The organism is Bradyrhizobium sp. 521_C7_N1_3, from assembly GCF_052075975.1.
GTDB lineage: Bacteria > Pseudomonadota > Alphaproteobacteria > Rhizobiales > Xanthobacteraceae > Bradyrhizobium > Bradyrhizobium japonicum.
Map to the genome: position 1 here is coordinate 3,970,738 of NZ_CP197232.1, position 16,986 is coordinate 3,987,723.

Genomic DNA, 16,986 nt, shown 5'->3' on the forward strand with positions numbered 1-16,986 from the left:
TTGGTTGGTTTCCGCAGTGACACGACGAATCTCCTCCAGTGGGAGTCGTCTTTTACAGGATTATTAACGGGAAAGTTTTTGGCATACCACATGCCAGAATGTCAAGCTGGCTATTTTTTGCGGCGTTCTAAGTCACGCGGCAGCTTGACAAGTTGGCTTCTGGCATACCAAATGCCATCGCCAGCCATTTTTGATCCAAAGCGGCGGAGTAATGTGGGCTTTGTGCCACTCCGTTCCGCGACATGGAACAGAGCGCGGCGAATGGCAAGCATCACCGGCAGCCGCTACACGCGCGCGCTTTGAAAAGAACGAACTGAGGTCAAGGGAGAAGCCATATGTCCAATTCCAAAGATGCCGTCCGCAAAGTGCTCGACCAGGTCAAGGCGGACAACCGCACCAGCCTGACCGCGCCGGAAGGCAAGCTGGTCTGTGACGCCTACGGCATTCCGGTGCCGAAGGAGGGCGTGGCCAGGTCGGCGGGCGAGGCCGGCAAAATGGCCTCCTCGATGGGCTTCCCGGTGGTGATGAAGATCGTCTCGCCGGACATTCTCCACAAGACCGAAGCCGGCGGCGTCATCGTCGGCCTCAAGACGGCCGAGGATGCCGAGAAGGCCTACGAGACCATTCTCTCCAACGCCAAGAAGTACAAGTCCGATGCCAAGATCGAGGGTGTCCAGGTGCAGCAGATGCTGGCCGGCGGCACCGAAGTCATCGTCGGCTCGATCACCGACGGCTCGTTCGGCAAGCTGGTCGCTTTCGGCCTCGGCGGCGTGCTGGTCGAAGTCCTGAAGGACATCACCTTCCGCCTCGCACCCGCGACCAAGGAAGACGCGCTCTCGATGCTCGACGGCATCCAGGCGCATGAGATTTTGAAGGGCGTTCGCGGCGGCGAGGCGGTGAACCGTACGGCGCTCGCCGACGTCATCGTCAAGGTCTCGCAGCTCGTCACCGATTTCCCTGAGATCGTCGAGCTCGATCTCAACCCGGTGTTCGCGACGGCCAAGGACGCGATCGCCGCCGACGTGCGCATCGTCGTCGATTTCGCCTATGTGCCGAAGCCGAAGCCGCGCCCGACCGAAGAGATCGTCGCGGCCATGAGCCGCATCATGCAGCCGAAGGCGGTCGCCGTGGTCGGCGCCTCCGCCGAGGACGGCAAGATCGGCAACTCCGTGATGAAGAACCTCATCAACGGCGGCTACAAGGGCGACATCTATCCGATCCACCCCAAGGCCGCCGAGATCCTCGGCTACAAGGCCTACAAGAGCGTGAAGGACGTGCCGGGTGTGATCGACACGGCCGTGTTCGCGATCCCCGCGAAGTTCGTGGCGGCGGCGCTCACCGAATGCGGCGAGAAGAAAATCCCGGGTGCGGTGCTGATTCCGTCGGGCTTCGCTGAAGCCGGCGCGCCGGAGCTCCAGGCCGAGATCGTCGAGGTCGGCAAGAAGTACGACATCCGCCTGATGGGGCCGAACATCTACGGCTTCTATTATACGCCCGCCAATCTCTGCGCGACCTTCTGCACGGCTTACGACGTCAAGGGCCACGCGGCGCTCTCGTCGCAGTCGGGCGGCATCGGCATGGCCATCATCGGCTTCTCGCGCTCGGCCAAGATGGGCGTCTCGGCGATCGTCGGTCTCGGCAACAAGTCCGACATCGACGAGGACGATCTGCTCGCCTTCTTCGAGCAGGATCCGAACACGAACCTGATCGCGCAGCACTGCGAAGACCTCAAGGACGGCCGCGCCTTCGCGGAAGCCGCCAAGCGCGTCTCCAAGAAGAAGCCGGTCGTCGTGCTCAAGGCCGGCCGCACCTCGGCCGGCGCCAAGGCGGCCTCGTCGCATACCGGCGCGCTCGCCGGTAACGACAAGATCTACGAGGACGTCCTTGCGCAGTCGGGCGTGATCCGGGCCCGCTCGCTGCGGCAGCTGCTCGAATTCGCCCGTGGCGTGCCGGTACTGCCGACGCCGAAGGGCGAGAACGTGCTGATCATCACCGGTGCGGGCGGCTCTGGCGTGCTGCTGTCGGACTCCTGCGTCGACAACGGCCTGTCGCTGATGTCGATGCCGCCGGATCTGGATGCGGCCTTCCGCAAGTTCATCCCGCCGTTCGGTGCGGCCGGAAATCCTGTGGATATCACCGGCGGCGAGCCGCCGATCACCTACGTCAACACGGTGAAGCTCGGTCTGTCGGACGAGCGGATCCATTCGCTGATCCTCGGCTACTGGCACACCATCGTCACGCCGCCGATGGTGTTCGCCCGCAACATGGTCGAGGTGAAGAAGGAGATGGAGGCCAAGGGCTTCGTGAAGCCGATCGTCGCCTCGCTCGCCGGCGACGTCGAGGTCGAGGAAGCCGCCGAATATCTCTACCAGAACGGCATCCCGGCCTACGCCTACTCCACCGAGCTTCCGGTCGAGGTGCTCGGCGCCAAGTACAAGTGGGCGCGCGGGGCAGGGCTGCTCTGAGCGTAACATCTCCTGTCATCCCGGGGCGATGCGAAGCATCGAACCCGGGATCTCGAGATTCCGGGTCTGGTACGCCAGGCCCGCGCTGCGCGCAGTCCCGGCGCACCATCCCGGAATGACGGATGCACAAGCGGCAGGTCGCGATGAGCAAGAACGTGATCCGGCGCAAATCGCTCGAGCCTCGATCGCCATCGGAGGCCGACCACGACGCGCGCGATGGCGGCGTGCAGTCCGTCGACCGCGCGCTGTCGATCCTCGAAACGCTGGCCGAAGACGACGAAGGCTATCGCCTCAGCGATCTCGCCGTGCGCACCGGCCTGTCGGCCTCCACCGTGCACCGCCTGCTGGCAACGCTGGAAAACCGCCGCTTCGTGCAGTTCGACCGCGCCGAGTCCAAATGGCATGTCGGCGTGCGCAGCTTCACGGTCGGCGCGAGCTTTGCCCGGCGGCGTAATTTCTCCACGCAGGCGATTCCATACCTCCGCAAGCTGCGCGATCTCACCCGCGAGACCGCCAACCTCGCCGTCGTCGACGACGAGTTCATCATCGTGCTGACCCGGATGGAGAGCCGCGAGATCATGCGCTCGCTGACCCAGGTCGGCGGCCGCGTCGCCATGGTGACGTCAGGCGTCGGCAAGGCAGTGCTCGCAACTTATTCAGACGAGGACGTCGGCGCGGTCATCCGCCATCACGGTATGCCCCGCCTGACCGAGAAGTCGATCGTGCGGCCGGGCGACCTGTTCAAGGAGCTCGAGAAGATCCGCAAGCAGGGTTTTGCGCTCGACGATGAAGAAGCCTGTATGGGCCTGCGCTGTATTGCCGCAGTGGTCTACAACGACTGCGCCGAGCCGCTCGCGGCGATTTCCGTCTCGGGCATGACCAGCCGCCTGACCGACGACAGATTGCCGGAAATCGGCCAAATCGTGCGCGAAGTCGCCGGCGAATTGACCGTCGCGCTCGGCGGGGTGATGCCGAAGTCTGGCTAACAAGGAACCGGGCCTGTCGCTGGACAGCATCGGCCGTTTTGGCTGATATGCGACCAAACGACACAATGCGGCAACCGATCAACGACGTCCGCACGAGCCCTGGAGAATGCCCCCATGTTCAAATTTCCCGCGCGCCTTGTCGGCGCAGCCGTCGCGCTGACCCTCGCGGCAGCTACGCCCGCCTTGGCCCAGCAGCTCGAGCTCAAGCTGATGGCGCCGGCGGCTCCGGGCGGTGGCTGGGACCAGACCGCGCGCTCGATGCAGCAGGCGCTGGTCGCTTCGGGCGTCGCGCGCAGCGTGCAGGTCGTCAACGTTCCCGGCGCCGGCGGCAGCGTCGGCATTGCGCAGTTCGTCAATGGCGCCAAGGGCGACGGCAACCAGTTGATGGTCAACGGCTTCGTCATGGTGGGTGCGCTCGCCATGAACAAGTCACCTGTCACGCTCGAGCAGGTGACGCCGATCGCGCGCCTCACCGAGGAAATCCAGGTGATCGTGGTGCCGGCGAATTCGCCGATCAAGACCGCGCAGGATCTCGCCGCCGCAGTGAAAGCCGACATCGCCAAGGTGACCTTCGCCGGCGGCTCGGCCGGCGGCGTCGATCATGTCATGGCGGCGCTGTTCGCGGGCGCCGTCGGCGCCGACGCGAAGAAGATCAACTACATCCCGTTCTCCGGCGGTGGCGAATCGCTGGCGGCGATCCTCGGCGGCAAGGTCACCGCGGGCATTTCGGGGCTGAGCGAATATGAGGGGCAGATCAAGTCCGGCAAGCTGCGCGCGATCGGCGTGACCTCGGAGAAGCGCATCGCCGGCAACGACATCCCGACCTTTAAGGAGCAAGGCATCGACCTCGTGATCGCCAATTGGCGTTCGGTGGTCGCGCCTCCCGGCATCACGCCGGAGCAGCGCAAGACGCTGAGCGATGCGGTCGAGAAGATGGTGAAGTCGGACGCCTGGAAGGAGATCCTCAAGCAGAAGGGCTGGGAGGATGCCTATCTCGGCGGCGACGCCTTCGCCGACTTCCTGAAGAAGGAAACCGTGCGCGTCACCGACGTGCTGAAATCGGTCGGCCTGGTCAAGTCATGACCTCAGGCGATCCCGTCCTGCCGCGGCGCGTCGATCGCGCCGGCATCGTCATCGCTGTATTGCTCGCAGGTCTCGCCGCGGTGCTGGTCTGGGACGCGCGCGGGCTGCAATCCACTGCGATGTACGGGATGGGACCGGAGGCGATGCCGGTCGTGGTCGCCACCGGCCTTGCGCTGCTCGCGATCGGCAATTTCATCGACGCGCTGCGCGGCAATCTGCCGGCGCGCGAGAGCGCCGATCCCGTGCCTGTCGCTCTGATCCTGGTAGGCCTTGCGCTCCTCATTGCCATCATCGGCTTCGGCGGCGGCTTCATCCTGGCGACGTCGGCGCTGTTCGTGACGACGTCGGCGGCGTTTGGGCGCCGTGCCATCGTCGTCGACAGCATCATCGCCCTCGTGATGTCGACCCTCATCTATCTCGCGTTCGACCGGCTGTTGACGCTGAGCCTTCCGACCGGCCCGCTGGAGCGACTGCTGTGATGGACACCTTTGCGGCGCTGGCCCACGGCATGGCGGTCGCCGTCCAGCCGATGAACCTCCTCTATGCACTGATCGGCGTGTTCCTCGGCACGGCCGTCGGCGTGCTGCCCGGCATCGGCCCGGCCCTGACGGTCGCGCTGCTGCTGCCGGTGACCTACAAGCTCGACCCCGGCGGCTCGCTGATCATGTTCGCCGGCATCTACTACGGCGGCATGTATGGCGGATCGACCACCGCGATCCTGATCAACACGCCCGGCGAGAGCGCGTCGATGGCGACCGCGCTCGAGGGCAACAAGATGGCCAAGGCCGGCCGTGGCGGGCCGGCGCTTGCGACATCCGCGATTGGCTCTTTCGTTGCCGGCACCATCGCCACGATTGGCTTGGCGTTTCTCGCGCCGTGGCTGGTCGATTTCGCGGTGCGCTTCGGCCCCGAGGATTATTTCGCGCTGATGTGCGTCGCCTTCGTCACTGTGTCGGCGACCTTCGGCGATTCTCCGATCCGCGGCCTGACCAGCCTGTTCATAGGCCTGACGCTGGGCCTCGTCGGCATCGACAAGCTGACGGGGCAGGCGCGGCTTGCGTTCGGTGTTCCTGAATTGCTCGACGGCGTCGAGGTGACCACGCTTGCGGTCGGCCTGTTCGCGGTGGGCGAGGCGCTCTACGTCGCGTCGCGCCGTCACCACACCGAGGAAAAGCTCGAGCCGGTGCGCGGCTCGCTGTGGATGACCAAGGAAGACTGGAAGCGCTCGTGGAAGCCGTGGCTGCGCGGCACCATGTTCGGCTTCCCGATCGGCGCGCTGCCCGCAGGCGGTGCGGAGATCCCGACCTTTCTCTCCTATTCCACCGAGAAGCGGCTCACAAAACATCCGGAAGAATTCGGCAAGGGCGCGATCGAAGGCGTCGCGGGACCGGAGGCCGCCAACAACGCCTCCGCCGCCGGCACGCTGGTGCCGCTGCTGACGCTGGGATTGCCGACCTCGGCGACGGCCGCGATGATGCTGGCGGGGTTCCAGCAGTACGGCCTTAATCCGGGGCCGCTGCTGTTTGCCGAGCGGCCTGACCTCGTGTGGGGCCTGATCGCCAGTCTCTTCATCGCCAATTGCATGTTGCTGGTGCTCAATCTGCCGCTGGTCGGCCTGTGGGTGCGGCTGCTCGCGATCCCGCAGCCCTGGCTCTATGCCGGCATCCTCGTGTTCGCGACCATGGGCACCATCGCCGCAAAGCCCTCGGTGGTCGAATTGTCGATGCTGGCCGGATTCGGCGTGCTCGGTTTCCTGATGCGCCGGTTCGATTTTCCGATCGCGCCCGTCGTCGTCGGCCTGATCCTCGGTCCGATCGCCGAGAGCCAGCTGCGCCGCGCGCTCGCAATCAGTCTCGGCGATCCCATGACGCTGCTCCAGAGCCCGATCTCGGCGACGCTGCTCGGCATCGCGCTGGTTGCGCTGCTGGCCCCGTTCGTGCTGAAGGGGATGGGGCGCTTCAAGGCGAACGAGGACTAGCCGTCCCGGCGCGCGCGTCCTCTAATGCTGCGTCCAGCTCGTTGAGGAAACGCCATGCCGTCGGAACTTCGCTCGCCCCGTCTCGCCGTTCTGATCGATGCCGACAACGCCTCTGCGAAGATCGCGGATGGGCTGTTCGAGGAGATTGCCAAGATCGGCGAGGCCAGCGTCCGCCGCATCTACGGCGACTTCTCCAATGCGCGGTCCAGGGGCTGGGCCGACATCCTGTCCAAACACGCCATCATCCCGCAGCAGCAATTCGCCTATACGACGGGAAAGAATGCCTCCGACATAACCTTGGTCATCGACGCCATGGACCTGCTTCACAGCGGCCGGTTCGACGGCTTCTGCCTGGTCTCGTCCGACAGCGACTTTACCCGTCTGGCCGCCCGCATCCGTGAGCAGGGCGTCGATGTCTTCGGGTTCGGCGAGCAGAAGACGCCGGAAAGCTTCAGGCAGGCCTGCCGAAGGTTCGTCTACACCGAGAACCTGGTCTCCGTCCCGGCGACCACCCAGGATGCCGCCTCAAGATCGACGTCGCTTCAGCCGCCCGATGCCGCCACGCCCATCATCAAGAAGGTCATCACCCAGATGGAGAGCGAGGACGGCTGGGTCGCGCTCGGCGAAGTCGGCCGGCAGCTCGCCAATCTGGCCTCGGATTTCGATCCGAGAACGTTCGGGTTCCGCAAGCTGAGCGACCTCGTGCGCAAGACGAACTCGTTCGAGATCGATGAATCAAAGGGCCGCTCGATGCGGATTCGGGTGAAGCCCGCCGCCGCCGCGCCGCCGCGAAGGCGGAACCCGCGCAGGCCTGCAAGGGCGGGGGCGACAGGCGGTTCGGCGCCCAAGGCGTAAGCAGGGCCTGCCGTTATATTTGCGCTTGCCCGCTATAGCGCAGGGCGTAACCATCGCTGGGCCGTAACGCCACGCGAGGGTCCCGATGACCAGACTTACCCGCTTCGCCGTCGCACCGCTGCATTCGATGACCCGGCGTCTGGCCGATGTCGCCTCCGCCCGCGTCGCACCGGATCTCGTGGTCACAGGGGCCCGGGTGCTTTCGACCTATTCGGAGCGCATCCATCCCGATCGGGAGGTCTGGATCACCGGTGGCCGCGTCGCGGCGGTGAAGCCGGCCGGGGCGGCGAAGAAGGTCTGGGGCGGAGTGCCGCTTTACGACGCCGCCGGCGGCATCATCGCGCCGGGGCTGGTCGATCCGCACATCCACATCGAATCCTCCATGGTGACGGCCTGCGCCTATGCCGAGGCTGCGCTCCTCAACGGCACCACCACGATCTTCTGCGACAGCCACGAGATCGGCAACGTCATGGATGTCGCCGGTGTCGAGGCGATGCTGGAGGACGCGCGCGAGGCGCCGCTCTCGATCTTTTTGACGGTGCCGAGCACGGTGCCGGCCACGTCGGCGGAACTGGAGACCGCGGGCGGCGACCTCACGCCGGACAAGATCGCCGGCCTGTTCGACCGCTGGCCCGAAGCGGTCGCGCTCGGCGAGAAGATGGATTTCGTGCCTGTCACGATGGGCGACGAGCGCAGCCATGCCATCCTTGCCGCTGCCTTGAAGCGGGGACGGCCGGTGTCAGGCCATGTCTACGGCCGAGAATTCGTCGCGGCCTATGCGGCGTCCGGCGTCACCGACACCCATGAGGCGATCGACCGCGACATCGCCGACGACCTGCTCGACGCCGGCGTCTGGGTGTTCCTGCGCGGCGGTCCGCCGACCACGCCCTGGCACTCGCTGCCGCAGGCGATCCGCACCATCACCGAACTCGGGGCGTCGCACAAACGTACGGCGGTGTGCACCGACGACCGTGATGCCGACGATCTTCTGCTGTTCGGTCTCGACTGGGTGGTGCGCGAAGCCGTAAAGGCCGGCATGTCGCCCGAACAGGCCTGGTCGATGGGCTCGCTGCATGGCGCCACACGCTTCGGCATGGAGGGCGATATCGGCGGGCTCGGCGGCGGCCGCCGCGCCGATCTCGTCCTGATGGACGATCAGCTCAGACCGCAATGCACCTGGTATGGCGGCGAGCTGGTGGTCGAGCATGGCAAGATCACGCCGCGGCTCGATCAGGCGCTGTCGCAACGCTATCAATATCCGAAGGCGGCCTATGCGACCGTGAAGCTTCCGGAGAAGGTCAAGCTGACGCCGGAGCTGCCGGCCAAGGCCTGCACCGTCAACGCCATCAAGACTGCGCTGCCGGGCATTACCCTGATCCATGAGAAGGTCGCGATCGAGCCGGCAAAAGACTGGCCGTCGCTGTTCGCCCGCTACGGTCTCTGCTTCGTCACGGTGGTCGAGCGCCACGGCAAGTCGGCCGGCAACGTCGCCTACGGCCTGCTGAAGGATTTCGGCCTGAAGCGCGGCGCGGTCGCCTCCAGTGTCGGCCACGACAGCCATAACATCATCGTCGCCGGAACCAACGAGGGCGACATGCAGGTGGCGATATCGGCCATCAAGGCGGAGCAGGGCGGCGTTTGCGTCGTCGCCGACGGCAAGGTGAGGGCGATGGTCCCGCTGCCAATCGCAGGCCTGCTCTCCGACAAGCGGGTCACCGAGGTCGCCGAAGCGGTCAAGGTCCTGAAGAAGGAATGGGCCGAAGCCGGCTGCACCATCCCCTACATGGGCTTCAATTTGATTCCGCTATCGGTCATTCCTGAAATTCGCATCACAGACAAGGGCCTCGTGCTGGTGCCGCAGATGGAGCTGGCGCCACTGTTCGAGTGAGCGGCTTTCACGCCTATGTCGATCTAACCGCTTGAGACCGCCGCAGTTTTTCCACGGTTGCCGCATCGTGGAAAATAAAATCGATCTCGTTGAGATCGCATCTTGCACGCCTGATGATCACGCTCGCTGACGCAACTCAAGCGAGGTCCGATATGGCGAAGATGCGAGCCGTCGATGCTGCCGTGCGAATTCTGGAGAAAGAGGGCATCTCGACTGCCTTCGGCGTTCCCGGGGCCGCGATCAATCCGCTGTACTCGGCGCTGAAGAAGCGCGGGTCGATCCGCCACGTTCTCGCGCGCCATGTCGAGGGCGCCTCGCATATGGCCGAGGGCTATACGCGGGCAAAGGCCGGCAATATCGGCGTCTGCATCGGCACGTCGGGGCCGGCCGGCACCGACATGATCACCGGGCTCTATTCGGCGATCGCCGATTCCATTCCGATCCTCTGCATCACCGGGCAGGCGCCGCGCGCACGGCTCTACAAGGAAGACTTCCAGGCCGTCGATATCGAGTCGATCGCAAAGCCCGTGACCAAATGGGCTGTGACCGTGCGCGAGCCGGCGCTGGTGCCGCGTGTGTTCAGCCAGGCCTTTCACGTCATGCGCTCGGGCCGGCCGGGTCCGGTGCTGATCGACATGCCGCTCGACGTGCAACTCGCCGAGATCGAGTTCGACGACGAGACCTATGAGCCGCTGTCGGTCTACAAGCCCACCGCGACGCGCAAGCAGGTCGAGAAGGCGCTGGAGATGCTCAACGCCGCCGAGCGGCCGCTGATCGTCGCCGGCGGCGGTGTCATCAACGCCGACGCCTCGGACCTGCTGGTGGAATTCGCCGAGATCGCCAACGTGCCGGTCGTGCCGACGCTGATGGGGTGGGGCGCGATCCCCGACGACCACGTGCTGATGGCCGGTATGGTCGGCCTGCAGACCAGCCACCGCTATGGCAATGCGACCATGCTGGAATCCGACTTCGTGCTCGGCATCGGTAACCGATGGGCCAACCGTCACACCGGCTCGGTCGAGACCTACACCAAGGGCCGCACCTTCGTGCATGTCGACATCGAGCCGACCCAGATCGGTCGCGTGTTCAATCCCGATCTCGGTATCGTCTCGGACGCCAAGGCCGCGCTCGAGCTCTTCGTCACCGTCGCCAGGGAGTGGCGCCGGTCAGGCAGGCTCCGCGAGCGCCAGGCGTGGCCCGCGGCCTGCCGCGATCGCAAGAAGACGATGCTGCGCAAGAGCCATTTCGACAACGTCCCGATCAAGCCGCAGCGCGTCTATGAGGAGATGAACAAGGCCTTCGGCCGCGACACCACCTATGTCACCGTGATCGGCTTGTCGCAGATCGCCGGCGCGCAGTTCCTGGGCGTCTACAAGCCGCGCAACTGGATCAATGCCGGGCAAGCCGGCCCGCTCGGCTGGACGCTGCCTGCTGCGCTCGGAGTGCGTGCGGCATGCCCGGATCGCGAGATCGTCGCGCTGTCCGGCGATTACGACTTCCAGTTCCTGATCGAGGAGCTCGCGGTCGGCGCGCAGTTCAATCTGCCCTACATCCACGTCGTCGTGAACAATTCCTATCTCGGCCTGATCCGCCAGGCCCAGCGCGGCTTCGACATGGATTACCACGTCCAGCTCTCCTTCGAGAACGTCAACGCACCGGAGCTCGGTGGCTACGGCGTCGACCATGTCGCGGTTGCCGAAGGCTTGGGCTGCAAGGCGATCCGCGTCACCGATCCCAAGGATACGCAGGCGGCGTTTGCGACCGCGCGTGAATTGATGGCGAAGCACCGTGTGCCCGTCGTGGTCGAGTTCATTCTCGAACGCGTCACCAACATCGCGATGGGCACGGAGATCGACAACATCGTCGAGTTCGAGGAGGTGCTGGATCTGCCGCTCGACGAGGTCGGGACCAAGCGGCCCGGCGTGCTTCAGCCGGCGGAATAGGGGAAACAGCATCATGCCGAAATTTGCCGCCAACCTCACCATGCTCTTCAACGAGATGCCGTTTCCCGACCGCTTCGCCGCGGCGAAAGCGGCGGGCTTCTCCGGGGTCGAATATCTCTTCCCGTACGATTTCGATAAGGCGTTGCTGCGCGAGCAGCTCGAGGCTCACGGGCTGACGCAGGTGCTGCACAACCTTCCGGCGGGCAACTGGGCAGCGGGTGAGCGCGGCATCGCGATCCTGCCCGATCGCGTCAGTGAATTCCGCGACGGCGTGTTCCGCGCCATCGACTACGCCAAGGCGCTCGATTGCGAGCAGCTTAATTGCCTCGTCGGCATCGCGCCTGCCGATGCCGACCCGCGCGAGCTCAACGAAACGCTGGTCGGCAACCTTCGCTTTGCCGCCTCGACGCTGGCGCGCGAGAACATCAAGCTCCTGGTCGAGCCGATCAACACGCTCGACATTCCCGGCTTCTACCTCAACGGCACCGAGCAGGCGGTTCAGCTGATCTCCGAGGTGCGGTCGAACAATCTGTTCATCCAGTACGACATCTACCACATGCAGATCATGGAGGGCGATCTCGCCCGGACCATGCAGGAATATCTGCCGCAGATCGCCCACATCCAGCTCGCCGACAATCCGGGCCGCCATGAGCCCGGCACCGGCGAGATCAACTACCCATTCCTGTTCCGCCACCTCCACGCGATCGGCTATCGCGGCTGGATCGGCTGCGAATACAAGCCGCGCACCACGACGCTGGAAGGCCTGTCCTGGCACGCCGCGCAGACATTTGAGACCTGAGGACACGTAGACATGATCGACATCGGCTTCATCGGACTTGGCACCATGGGACGGCCGATGGCCGGCCACCTTCTGGCCGCGGGCCATCGCGTGCTCCTGCACGACGTCGCGCCGGTCGCGCCTGAGCTGATTTCCGCGGGCGGCATCGCTTGCAAGTCAGCCAAGGAGGTCGCGGAGGAGGCGGATGCGGTCATCATCATGGTGCCTGACACCCCGCATGTGGAGGCCGTGCTGTTCAGCAAGGACGGTGTCGCGAGCGGCATCTCCAAGGGCAAGATCGTCGTCGACATGAGCTCGATCTCGCCGCTGGCGACCAAGGAGTTTGCGAAGAAGATCGAGGCGCTCGGGGCGGACTATCTCGACGCGCCGGTGTCGGGCGGCGAGGTCGGGGCAAAGGCCGCGACCCTCACCATCATGGTCGGCGGCCCGGAGCGGGCCTTTGGCACCATGAAGCCGATCTTCGACAAGATGGGCAAGAACGTCACGCATGTCGGCGCCAATGGCGATGGCCAGACGACGAAGGTCGCCAACCAGATCATCGTCGCGCTGACGATCGAGGCGGTGAGCGAAGCGCTGCTGTTCGCATCGAAAGCCGGTGCAAACCCTGCGCTGGTACGCAAGGCGCTGATGGGCGGCTTTGCCTCGTCACGGATTCTCGAAGTGCATGGCGAGCGTATGGTGAAGCGAAATTTCGAGCCGGGTTTCCGCATCGAGCTGCACCAGAAGGATCTCAACCTCGCGCTGGAAGGTGCGCGCGCGCTCGGCCTGTCGCTGCCGAGCACGGCGGTGGCGCAGCAATTGTTCTCGTCCTGCGCCGCGCATGGCGGCAAGGCCTGGGATCATTCCGCGATGGTGCGGGCACTGGAACTGATGGCGGGACACGAGATCGCCGCAGCGTAAGTGTTACGCGGTAACACTCTCCAGATTTGGCCTGTCTTTCGTCGTGCGGGAACCGGAACAATGGTCCGACCCCGCGGTTGAAGGCGCAGAACAATCACTGGAGAGTGTGGACATGAAGACCCGTCTTGCGATTTCGCTGGCTGCTGTGTCGCTGCTGGCAACGAGTGCAGCCTTTGCCCAGTCAACGACCGAACAGGGCGCCAGGGACGGCGCGCGCGCGGGTGGCGACATCGGCGGACCGATCGGCGCGATGGTCGGCGGCACCGTCGGTGCGGCCGTCGGCGCCGGCCTCGAAATTCCGAATGCCGTGCTCGGCGGCATTCCGCGCGACGATTCCATCGTGATCCATGAGCGCGTCGTCGTCGGCGAGCCGCTGCCCCCGACCGTGGTGCTGCGCCCCGTGCCGAACTACACCGAGTATCGCTACGCGGTCGTAAACGATCGCCGCGTCATCGTCGAACCGCGCACGCGCCGCGTCGTCAAGATCATCGACTGATCGGTCAGAGCGTGAAGGCTTTGAACAGCCGGGCCCTGCGGAGCGTCAGTCCGCGGGGCCCTAGTTCGTCAGGGCCGTACTGGCGCGGAAGCGCGCCGTGATCCAATCGGCGATCGCGGCGAGCGCAAAGCCGATGCAGGCGGTGCCGGCATCGACCAAAAAATCTTCCAGCCGCGCATGCCGTCCCGGTGCCCAGAACTGCATCAGCTCGAGCGCGCCGATCAGGACCACCGCGAAGGCGGCGACAGCCCAGCGGCGATTCCGGTAGGCGAGGCCGAAGGCCAGTCCCACCAGGATGAAGGCGAGGGCGTGCTCGCCGTCCTGGCCGAGATCGGAATGGGGCCGCAGGCCGGGTGGGCCGAGGGTTGCGAAAGTGACGGCGGCCGCGAGCAGCCAGGCAAAAAAGCGAATAAAAATAGGCATCCGGTGCCGATAGCACGGATTTGCAGCGGCCTGTTACGGCGCAGGGATCAGATCGCCGTGTAGTTAATGACGAAACGTTAAAGTGGCTCGCGCACGCCGAGGCCGTGCATGAAGCGTTCCCGGATCTGGACGGGATCCCTGCGGGTGGTACCGACGCCCGGCTTGTCGTCGATGCGGACCGCGATCAGGCTCGGCTCGGAGGCAGACAGGGCCTCGTCGACCAGCCGCTCGAAATCCTCCTCGTCCGCGGCCCAGGCGCTGTTGGCAAGTCCCGAGCCTGTGGCTATGGCGACGATGTCGGCGACGCCAGCGGCCGGTGTCGGCTGCGCACCGGTGATCTGGTAGATGCCGTTGTCCATCACGATCATGATGAGGTTCTTCGGCTTCAACGCCGCAATCGTCGCGAGCGCGCCGAGTTGCATCAGCAGCGAGCCGTCGCCTTCAAGCGCGAAGACGCGGCGATCGGGCTGGGCCAGCGCGACGCCCAATGCAATCGGGAAAGCCAGCCCCATGCTGCCGAGCATGTAGAAATTCTGCGGGCGGTGGCCGGCGGCCCAGAGATCGAAATTGGTGTTGCCGATGCCGCCGACCACCGCTTCCTCATGCTTGAGCTTGGCGATCAGGCGCGAGGTGACATCGAAGCGGTTCATGACCTTGGTGTTGCGGTTGTCCAAATCTGTGCTCATTCTGGCCGACCTCACTTGTCGAAAACCTTGCCGCCGGTGAGCAGCGGGTTGAGGATCAGCGCCACCGGCGCCTGCGTGGTGACGGCCTGCTTGATCGAGCGGTCGGCGATGAATTCGAGTTCGTCGAGCCGGGTGATGGTGTGGTGCTCCAGCGCGAGTGAATCCAGCACCGGGCGCATGGTCCTGCAGACCAGCGATTGCCCGTAATTGAACTCGCCAAGCGTGCCGCGCTCGGAGACGAACATGATCAGCGGGATCTGGTAGGGCACCGCGAGCGAGGCCAGCACGTTGGCGAGCGTGGCGAAGCCGGAGGTCTGCATCAGTACCGCGCCGCGACGCCCGCCCATCCAGGCGCCGGAGACGATACCGACGGCCTCCTCCTCGCGGGCGGTGGCAAAGGTGGTGAAGAAGGGGTCTGCGTGCAGATTCTTGATCAGCGGCGTCAGCACGCGGTCGGGCACGTAAGGGATCAGGCTGATCTCGTTCCGCTTCAGGGTCTGCAGGACGATGCCGTGCCAGCTCCTGTCGCTGGCGCCTTGTGCCGCCTGGGGCGAGGTCTGCTGTTCCGCAAGCGCCATTACGTTCTCCCTTGAGCCGCGCATGCTTCTTGGTTCTGGCCGTCGCGGCGGTCTGCCGAACTTGACGCAGGCAGCGGGATTGTCAACATGTCCGGGCCAGCACCGTGATCTGCGCCAGACGGCCTGCCGTGGCCGGCCCCGCCATGTCATAAGCGGCGATAATGCAAAAACGGGAGGGACGCATGGACGGAGCGCGGGGTGCGCTGGCCTTGCGGGTCTCCTTGAGAGAGCCGGAAGGGTCCTGATGTCCGTCAATAGCAAGCGCGTCTTCTACGTCAAATACCTGGCCAATCCGATCTATATCGACATCCTGAAGGCGCGGTCCGACGTCCGGCTCGATCGCATCGAGAACGAAAGCCCCGAAGATTTCTACGCCCCGATCCTGAACGCGGCGCATGTTTACCAGATCGGCGCCGCCCGCGACGAGCTCGCGCCGCATTTCCATGTCGATGCCGCCTTCCTGAAGCGCACGCCGAACCTGTTGCTGGTCTCCAGCAATGGCGCGGGCTTTGACCCCGTCGACGTCGAGGCCTGCACCGATGCGGGCGTGCTGGTCGTCAATCAGTCCGGTGGCAACGCGCATTCCGTCGCCGAGCATGCGCTGGCGATGATGCTGACGCTGTCCAAGCGCATCATCCAGTCCGACCGCAAGCTCCGCAGGGAGGCCAACGTCAACCGCAACGAGCTCGTCGGCAACGAGGTCGAGCACAAGACCGTCGGCATCATCGGCCTCGGCAATGTCGGCCGCCGCATTGCCGCGCTGTGCAAGGGCCTGCTCGGCATGAAGGTGCTGGCCTATGACCCCTATTTGTCGGCCGAGGTGATGGCCGAGCGGGGCGGGGAGAAGGTCGAGCTCGATGAGCTGCTGCGCCGCGCCGATTTCGTCTCGATCTCCTGTCCGCTCGACAAGAAAAGCCGCAACATGATCAGCACGCGCGAATTCGCGCTGATGCAGCCGCATGCGTACTTCATTACCACGGCACGCGGCTTCATCCACGACGAGGACGCGCTGCTCCAGGCGCTGCGCGACAAGCGCATCGCCGGCGCCGGCCTCGACGTCTGGTCGAAGGAGCCGCCGCCGCCCGAGCATCCGCTGCTCCAGTTCGACAACGTGCTGGCGAGCCCGCACACCGCAGGCGTGACGATCGAGGCGCGCCAGAACATGGGCCGTATCGCCGCCGAGCAGGTGCTGGAGACGCTCGACGGCAAACGCCCGCCGCGCATCATCAACCCCGAAGTCTGGCCGCGCTATGCCGAGCGCTTCAAGCAGGCGTTTGGCGTGATTCCGGGGTAGGGCGCGCGAAGTCCGATCGCGCTCCGATCGTTGGTTACGCGGATGAAAATAGAAAGCGGCGGATTTTACTGATGGCGTGAATGAACGCGTATCACTTGTCCTGTAGTTGAAAGTCCATGAGCATATTTTCGATTGCGACATCAGGACTTTCCGCCGCGAGCCTGCGTGTGAACGTGGCCGCGAGCAATATCGCCAACATCAGCACGACCGGGCCGCTACCTGCTTCAGGCGGATCGAGCACATCGGCCGGCGCGGGCAGTTCGGGCATTGCTCCGACGTTTCCCGCAGCCTATGTGCCGCTGCGAGTCGATCAGGTCTCCCAATCGAGCAGCTCGACGCCGGGCGGTACGGTTGCGACCGTGTCAGCGGTTTCGCCGAGCTATGTCGCGCAATCCGACCCTGGCGCGCCCTTCGCAAACCAGGACGGCCTGGTCGCCGCGCCTAATGTCGATCTCGCCAGCGAATTCGCTGAGCTGGCGACCGCAAAGTACAGTTTCATTGCCAATGCGAAGGTCATTCAAGCCTACGCCGAGACAGAACAGACCCTCCTCGATATCAAGACGTGATCGGTGACGGATTGTATCGACGCCAGCGTTGGCGGCGGGAACCGTC

The 16,986-nt window shown here is 65.0% G+C and carries 16 protein-coding genes; 13 read left to right on the forward strand and 3 right to left on the reverse strand.

Annotation, left to right across the window (positions count from 1 at the left end):
• Positions 1-335 precede the first annotated feature (335 nt).
• The 11 genes from AB7008_RS18280 (at position 336) to AB7008_RS18330 (ending at position 13,393) form a co-directional block, all read left to right on the forward strand.
• Entirely contained in the window at positions 336-2,465 is a 2,130-nt protein-coding gene (locus AB7008_RS18280) for an acetate--CoA ligase family protein (protein WP_014496657.1), read from the forward strand.
• A 143-nt stretch (positions 2,466-2,608) separates the two neighbouring features.
• On the forward strand, positions 2,609-3,451 hold the full coding sequence (locus AB7008_RS18285) for an IclR family transcriptional regulator (protein WP_028155576.1): 843 nt from the start codon (positions 2,609-2,611) through the stop codon (positions 3,449-3,451).
• Between the two features lie 114 nt (positions 3,452-3,565).
• On the forward strand, positions 3,566-4,534 hold the full coding sequence (locus AB7008_RS18290; protein ID WP_441259199.1) for a Bug family tripartite tricarboxylate transporter substrate binding protein: 969 nt from the start codon (positions 3,566-3,568) through the stop codon (positions 4,532-4,534).
• Entirely contained in the window at positions 4,531-5,013 is a 483-nt protein-coding gene (locus tag AB7008_RS18295) for a tripartite tricarboxylate transporter TctB family protein (RefSeq protein WP_441259200.1), read from the forward strand. The genes AB7008_RS18290 and AB7008_RS18295 overlap by 4 nt, the downstream gene beginning before the upstream one ends.
• The gene (locus AB7008_RS18300; protein ID WP_028150271.1) at positions 5,013-6,512 is read left to right on the forward strand and encodes a tripartite tricarboxylate transporter permease; all 1,500 of its coding nucleotides are present in this window, start codon (positions 5,013-5,015) and stop codon (positions 6,510-6,512) included. Before AB7008_RS18295 ends, AB7008_RS18300 begins: the two co-directional genes overlap by 1 nt.
• A gap of 54 nt (positions 6,513-6,566) precedes the next feature.
• Positions 6,567-7,367 carry an NYN domain-containing protein gene (locus tag AB7008_RS18305; RefSeq protein ID WP_441259201.1) on the forward strand — a complete coding sequence of 267 codons (801 nt, stop codon included), beginning with the start codon at positions 6,567-6,569 and terminating at the stop codon, positions 7,365-7,367.
• 85 nt (positions 7,368-7,452) lie between these two features.
• Complete coding sequence (locus AB7008_RS18310; protein ID WP_441259202.1) at positions 7,453-9,255, forward strand: adenine deaminase C-terminal domain-containing protein; 1,803 nt, start codon at positions 7,453-7,455, stop codon at positions 9,253-9,255.
• A 152-nt stretch (positions 9,256-9,407) separates the two neighbouring features.
• Complete coding sequence (gcl, locus tag AB7008_RS18315) at positions 9,408-11,198, forward strand: glyoxylate carboligase (protein WP_441259203.1); 1,791 nt, start codon at positions 9,408-9,410, stop codon at positions 11,196-11,198.
• Positions 11,199-11,211: 13 nt separating this feature from the next.
• Positions 11,212-11,997, forward strand: a complete 786-nt coding sequence (gene hyi, locus AB7008_RS18320; protein WP_441259204.1) for a hydroxypyruvate isomerase — start codon at positions 11,212-11,214, stop codon at positions 11,995-11,997.
• 12 nt (positions 11,998-12,009) lie between these two features.
• The gene (locus AB7008_RS18325; RefSeq protein WP_441259205.1) at positions 12,010-12,897 is read left to right on the forward strand and encodes a 2-hydroxy-3-oxopropionate reductase; all 888 of its coding nucleotides are present in this window, start codon (positions 12,010-12,012) and stop codon (positions 12,895-12,897) included.
• A gap of 112 nt (positions 12,898-13,009) precedes the next feature.
• Positions 13,010-13,393: a DUF1236 domain-containing protein gene (locus tag AB7008_RS18330; RefSeq protein ID WP_304493505.1), complete on the forward strand. Its 384-nt coding sequence runs from the start codon at positions 13,010-13,012 to the stop codon at positions 13,391-13,393.
• A 60-nt stretch (positions 13,394-13,453) separates the two neighbouring features.
• On the opposite strand, the gene AB7008_RS18335 is transcribed toward AB7008_RS18330, so the two are convergent.
• The 3 genes from AB7008_RS18335 to AB7008_RS18345 form a co-directional block, all read right to left on the reverse strand.
• On the reverse strand, positions 13,454-13,816 hold the full coding sequence (locus AB7008_RS18335; RefSeq protein ID WP_304493506.1) for a VanZ family protein: 363 nt from the start codon (positions 13,814-13,816) through the stop codon (positions 13,454-13,456).
• Positions 13,817-13,893: 77 nt separating this feature from the next.
• Entirely contained in the window at positions 13,894-14,502 is a 609-nt protein-coding gene (locus AB7008_RS18340; protein WP_441259206.1) for a thiamine pyrophosphate-dependent enzyme, read from the reverse strand.
• Positions 14,503-14,513: 11 nt separating this feature from the next.
• On the reverse strand, positions 14,514-15,080 hold the full coding sequence (locus AB7008_RS18345) for a thiamine pyrophosphate-binding protein (protein ID WP_014496644.1): 567 nt from the start codon (positions 15,078-15,080) through the stop codon (positions 14,514-14,516).
• 244 nt (positions 15,081-15,324) lie between these two features.
• Between AB7008_RS18345 and AB7008_RS18350 the strand changes: the two genes are divergently transcribed.
• A complete protein-coding gene (locus AB7008_RS18350; protein ID WP_264620915.1) occupies positions 15,325-16,374 on the forward strand; it encodes a hydroxyacid dehydrogenase in 1,050 nt (349 codons plus the stop codon).
• A 116-nt stretch (positions 16,375-16,490) separates the two neighbouring features.
• Complete coding sequence (locus tag AB7008_RS18355; RefSeq protein ID WP_304493509.1) at positions 16,491-16,940, forward strand: flagellar basal body rod protein FlgC; 450 nt, start codon at positions 16,491-16,493, stop codon at positions 16,938-16,940.
• Positions 16,941-16,986: the final 46 nt, after the last annotated feature.